The sequence below is a fragment of the Streptosporangium sp. G11 genome, from assembly GCF_051192615.1.
Taxonomy (GTDB): Bacteria; Actinomycetota; Actinomycetes; order Streptosporangiales; family Streptosporangiaceae; genus Streptosporangium.
This window is the reverse complement of record NZ_JBPJUQ010000185.1, coordinates 1-5,674: the sequence shown is the minus strand read 5'-3', so window position 1 is coordinate 5,674 and position 5,674 is coordinate 1. Positions and strand designations below refer to the sequence as shown.

The window sequence follows — 5,674 nt, the reverse complement described above, 5'->3', positions numbered from 1 at the left end:
TTGCACCGGAAGTAGGCATCCCATCGATCACTGACCAGGCGGGACGTGACCACCCGACCGTCATTAGCACCGGAAGCGGCGCGGCAGCCTCTTATGTTCTCGCGGCGGCCGATATGTGAATTGTTATGCGTTGTCACGCTCTGTGGGAGGACAATGCGGGGATGACGGCTCGGCGGTGGGTTCTGGTGGGAACGGCTGTACTGGTGGCCGGTGTGGCCGTGATGCTGGTCTGGCTGCAGTGGGAGAGCGCGAACAAGGTTGCGACTGCGGTGTCGGCGCTGGCGGGGCTGGCGGCGGTCGGGGTGGCGCTGTGGGCAGGCTGGCCGGCGGTCCCGGCCGGTGGTAGCCGGGTGCGTGTCAAGAAGACGGGAGCGGCGACAGCTTCGGGGGCGGGGAATGCGAACACCGGTGTGGTGGCCAAGTCTGGGGCTGTTTCCGGAGATTTGGCGGTGGACCGAAGCGGGGACGCCAAAGCGTTGGGTGAGGGCGATGCCAACTCTGGTATCCGGTTGAGCTGACGCCGTTCGAAGGGCAGGCGCGGGTATGGACGGCGGGCGCTGGAAGGGCGGTGTCCGGGAGAGCGGGACGGCGTCAGCCGAGTCGGGCGGGTATGCCAACACAGGTATCCATATCGGGGATGTCTACCGGGAGCCGGTGGCGCGGTCGGCGTATCTGGAGCAGGTTGAGCAGATCTTCCCGTGGACGTTGGAGGGCCGCTCTGAGGAGTTGGCCGGGCTGGCGGCGTTCTGCTTGGGTGAGGGTGGTTCGAATTATGTGTGGTGGCAGGGGCCGGCGTGGGCGGGTAAGTCGGCGTTGATGGCGACGCTGGTGTTGCATCCCCCGGTCGGGGTGCGGGTGGTGTCGTTTTTTATCACGGCCCGGTATGCGGGGCAGAGTGATCGTCAGGCGTTCTTGGATGTGGTGTTGCCGCAGTTGGCGGAGCTGTTGGGGCAGTCGCTGCCGCCGTTGTTGGGGGTGTCGACGCAGCAGGGGTGGTTCAACCGGTTGTTGAAGGAGGCCGCTCGCGCGTGTGTGCAGGCCGGTGAGCGGCTGGTGTTGGTGGTGGATGGGTTGGACGAGGATCGGGGGGTGACGGTCGGGCCGGGGGCGCACAGCATCGCGGCGTTGTTGCCGCCGGTGGTGGTGGAGGGGTTGCGGGTGGTGGTGGCCGGGCGGCCCAATCCCCCGGTGCCATCAGATGTGCCGGTGGGGCATCCGTTGCGAGATGCGCGGATCGTGCGGGTGTTGACGCCGTCGCCTGCGGCGCAGGTCATCCGTGATGACGCTGAGCGTGAGCTGGAGCATGTATTACACGGGGATGCCGTAGGGCGTGACCTGTTGGGGTTGCTGGTGGCCGCGGGTGGTGGTTTGAGTGTTGAGAATCTGGCGGAGCTGACCGGGTCGCCGGTGGGTGTGGTGCGCAAGTGGTTGCATGCGGTGTCGGGGCGGACATTTACCGGTCGGGAGAGTTTGTGGCGGCCGGGTACGGGGGCGCGGGTATTCGTGCTGGCGCATGAGGAGCTTCACGCCGCCGCGGTGGAGTCGCTGAGGGCGCGGATGCTGTCGGGGTGTCGTGACCGGATTCATGCGTGGGCGCAGAGCTATCGGGATCGGAGGTGGCCGACCGAGACGCCGGAGTATCTGCTGCGGGGCTATCACCGGTTGCTGGGTTCGGTGGGTGATCTGGAACGGATGGTGGCATGCGCGACCGATGAGGCGCGGCTTGATCGGATGCTGGACATCAGCGGGGGTGATGCTGCGGCGCTGGCTGAGATCACCGCCTGTCAGGCAGTTATCTGCGGGCAGGACGAGCCGGATCTGTCGGCGATGCTGCTGCTCGCCTATACCCGCGATCGGTTGGCCGAGCGCAACGCGAGGCTCCCGACCGAGTTACCCGCAGTATGGGCGCGGCTAGGTCACACCGTTCGCGCTGAGGCTCTGGCCCGCTCCATCACCGATCCCGACTCTCAAGTGCGGGCGTTGGCGGCGTTGGTGGGGGCGTTGGCTGGTGCAGGTGAACACGAACAGGCCGAGACCGTAGCCCGCTCCATCACTGATCCCGACCTTCAAGTGCGGGCGTTGGCGGCGTTGGTGGGGGCGTTGGCTGGTGCAGGTGAGCACGAACAGGCCGAGACCGTAGCCCGCTCCATCACTGATCCCGACCTTCAAGCGCATGCATTGACGACGTTGGCGGAGGCGCTGGCTGGTGCAGGTGAACACGAGCGTGCTCGGCTGCTCGCTCAAGAGGCCGAGACCATAGCCCGCTCCATCACCGATCCCGACCTTCAAGCGCGGGCGTTAACAGCGTTGGCGGAGGCACTGGCTGGTGCAGGTGAACACGAGCGTGCTCGGCTGCTCGCTCAAGAGGCCGAGACCAGAGCCCGCTCCATCACCGATCCCGACCTTCAAGCGCATGCATTGACGGAGCTGGTGGAGGCGCTGGCTGGTGCAGGTGAACACGAACAGGCCGAGACCGTAGCCCGCTCCATCACCGATCCCGACCTTCAAGCGCATGCATTGACGACGTTGGCGGAGGCGCTGGCTGGTGCAGGTGAACATGAACAGGCCGAGACCGTAGCCGGCTCCATCACCGATTCCCGCCTTCAAGCGCAAGCATTGACAGCGTTGATGAAGGCGCTGGCTGGTTCAGATGAGCACGAGCGTGCTCGGCTGCTCGCTCAAAAGGCCGAGAGCGTAGCCCGCTCCATCACTGATCCCAACCTTCAGGCGCGGGCGTTGACAGCGTTGGCGGAGGCATTGGCTGGTTCAGGTAAGCACGAGCGTGCTCGGCTGCTCGCTCAAAAGGCCGAGACCAGAGCCCGCTCCATCACCAATCCCCGTCTTCAAGCGCGAGCGTTGACAGCGTTGGCGGAGGCGCTGGCTGGTGTAAGTGAACATGAACAGGCCGAGACCGTAGCCCGCTCCATCACCAATCCCCGCCTTCAAGTGCGAGCGTTGACAGCGTTGGCGGAGGCGCTGGCTGGTGTAAGTGAACATGAACAGGCCGAGACCGTAGCCCGCTCCATCACCAATCCCCGCCTTCAAGTGCGAGCGTTGACAGCGTTGGCGGAGGCGCTGGCTGGTGTAAGTGAACATGAACAGGCCGAGACCGTAGCCCGCTCCATCACCGATCCCGACCTTCAAGTGGGGGCGTTGACAGCGTTGGCGGAGGCGCTGGCTGGTGCAGGTGAACACGAGCGTGCTCGGCTGCTCGCTCAAGAGGCCGAGACCAGAGCCCGCTCCATCACCAATCCCGACCTTCAAGCGCATGCATTGACGACGTTGGCGGAGGCGCTGGCTGGTGCAGGTGAACACGAGCGTGCTCGGCTGCTCGCTCAAGAGGCCGAGACCATAGCCCGCTCCATCACCGATCCCGACCTTCAAGCGCGGGCGTTAACAGCGTTGGCGGAGGCACTGGCTGGTGTAGGTGAACACGAACAGGCCGAGACCGTAGCCCGCTCCATCACCGATCCCGACCTTCAAGCGCAGGCGTTGACGGAGCTGGTGCGGGCGCTGGCTGGTGTAGGTGAACACGAACAGGCCGAGACCATAGCCCGCTCCATCACTGATCCCGACCTTCAAGCGTGGGCGTTAACAGCGTTGATGGAGGCGATGGCTGGTTCAGATGAGCACGAGCGTGCTCGGCTGCTCGCTCAAGAAGCCGAGACCATAGCCCGCTCCATCACTGATCCCGACCTTCAAGCGCGGGCGTTGGCGGTGTTGACGGGGGCGCTGGCTGGTGCAGGTGAGCACGAACAGGCCGAGACCATAGCCCGCTCCATCACTGATCCCGACCTTCAAGCGCGGGCGTTGACAGCGTTGGCGGAGGCACTGGTTGGTGCAGGTGAGCACGAGCGTGCTCGGCTGCTCGCTCAAGAGGCCGAGACCATAGCCCGCTCCATCACTAATCTTCGCCTTCAAACGTGGGCGTTGACGGTGCTGGCGGGGGCGCTGGCTGGTGTAGGTGAGCACGAACAGGCCGAGACCATAGCCCGCTCCATCACCGATCCCCGCCTTCAAGTGCGGGCGTTGACGGTGTTGGTGGGGGCGTTGGCTGGTGTAGGTGAGCACGAACAGGCCGAAACCATAGCCCGCTCCATCACCAACTCCGACTCTCAAGCCAAGGCCATTGTCTCGATCGTGAATCACAACGACATATCTCGAAATCGTCAGCTACTCGCGTGGGGATTGAGCAGATTGGGCCATGTTGATCTACTAAAAAGCGTCGTAAAGGTTGAACCGGCCGCAGGTTGCCGACTTGCGCAAGCGATAGAGCAGGCTGATCGTAAGCCACGATGAAGAACCTTCGGAGCTCAACAGGCTCGTTGAAGGCAAATGGCGCGTGGGTGGCGCGGCCACGACCGGCCGAAGAGCCGCAGCGCGGCCAGCGACCGCCCACGCGCGGCGGGTCGCCGCAGGCGGCACGCCCTTGAAGACGGACAGATAAGTTTCTTTCGATCTTGGAGTGAGGGCTGTCAGACTGTCGACCGTGGCCGTGACGCAGCAGCTTGCCAGGATCTCGGCAGCGCAACTTGAGGCTTGCCAGCAGTCGGTTGACGAGTTGGAGCGGCTCTGTTCCTTTGAGATGGCTCCGCAGCCTGATCACCTTGATTTGGATTGGGCTCCCGAGCCGCTGCTGTGGGTCTGTGCTCTGACCTGTGCCGACGATGCTCTTGCCGTATTGAGGCGTGCGCTCAGCGGAGACGGAGAAGTGAACAGCGACTACCGGGATCACCCGGGCGCCGTATGGGGACAACCGGTTACCTTCCTGAGTCCTGTTGGCGTCGCCGCGGTTGCTCTGGCGCTGCGAGAGACGGACTCGGTGATGGTGGCCGCTCTCTCATCGCACAGCGCTGAAGCGTCAGCTGTGACCGTTGAGATGCTGCCAGGTGTGGAGGAGCCGCAGGCGTATCTGACCCGGCACTTTGCTGCGTTGCTCGCTTTCTACACCGAAGCTGCACGTCGTGGTCTAGCTGTCGTGCTGTGGTGGGACTGATCGCCTGGTCTTCGAGGACGCTCGAAGCCTGCGACGCCTGTTCGTGTGTCAGGTGCGTTTGCTGGCCGTTGTAGCATCGCGCCAGACGCGTTCGAAGCTGTCGAGGTAGGTCGTTGCCGTGCTGTCGTTCTCGGTCTGTGTCACGTAGATGACGGGTGCCTCAGGCGCCCTGGTGCCGTAAGCGTGCAGGTTGACCAAGAGCTCGTCGTCCGCGCGGTAGATGGAGTTGTAGAGCACCGTGCGGTGCAGGCGGATTTCGACTCCGTCGACATCTTGGAGCGGCTGGTAGAGGGTGAGCGCGTTCTCGACCCGGGCCGCCATGACGTCGCCACCGGTGCCTTCCTCGACTCCGCGGGCGGTTACGTGCGGGCTCTTGGGGTCGCCGAGCAGGATGCGGACTCTCACCCCGACCGCTGCTCGTTCGGCCAGGATCCGGAGAAGTCCGGCATCTTCGGCGAGGAAGAGTCCGCTGTAGACGAGGATGCAGATCTCCTTGCTTGCGGATTCGAAGAAGCTGCGCCAGGTGTCTGCGGGCACGGTCCAGCGGTGTGGGTAGACGGCTTTGATCTCGTTGGAGAGTCCTCGGCGCTGGCGGATGTTGTCGGGCCACAGGTCGTTCTCGTCGACTTCGAGGAGGTCGGCGACGGCCAGGCGGTGGCGAGGGTGAGGGATGCGGCC

Annotated in this window: 4 protein-coding genes; 3 read left to right on the top strand and 1 reads right to left on the bottom strand. The window is 64.5% G+C overall.

Annotated features, from left to right (window positions below):
- Positions 1-161 precede the first annotated feature (161 nt).
- The 3 genes from ACSDR0_RS49195 (at position 162) to ACSDR0_RS49185 (ending at position 4,996) form a co-directional block, all read left to right on the top strand.
- The gene (locus ACSDR0_RS49195; protein ID WP_435295891.1) at positions 162-518 is read left to right on the top strand and encodes a hypothetical protein; all 357 of its coding nucleotides are present in this window, start codon (positions 162-164) and stop codon (positions 516-518) included.
- Positions 519-543: 25 nt separating this feature from the next.
- Positions 544-4,299, top strand: a complete 3,756-nt coding sequence (locus ACSDR0_RS49190; protein WP_435295890.1) for a hypothetical protein — start codon at positions 544-546, stop codon at positions 4,297-4,299.
- A 190-nt stretch (positions 4,300-4,489) separates the two neighbouring features.
- Positions 4,490-4,996: a DUF1877 family protein gene (locus ACSDR0_RS49185; protein WP_435295889.1), complete on the top strand. Its 507-nt coding sequence runs from the start codon at positions 4,490-4,492 to the stop codon at positions 4,994-4,996.
- Between the two features lie 48 nt (positions 4,997-5,044).
- On the opposite strand, the gene ACSDR0_RS49180 is transcribed toward ACSDR0_RS49185, so the two are convergent.
- Positions 5,045-5,674, bottom strand: a 630-nt coding sequence (locus ACSDR0_RS49180) for an XRE family transcriptional regulator (RefSeq protein WP_435295888.1), incomplete at its 5' end; no start/stop codon positions are given.

Excerpts from the sequence above, each read along its gene's own strand:
- ACSDR0_RS49195 (WP_435295891.1), top strand. The coding sequence starts at position 162 with ATGACGGCTCGGCGGTGGGTTCTGGTGGGAACGGCTGTACTGGTGGCC.
- ACSDR0_RS49190 (WP_435295890.1), top strand. The coding sequence starts at position 544 with ATGGACGGCGGGCGCTGGAAGGGCGGTGTCCGGGAGAGCGGGACGGCG.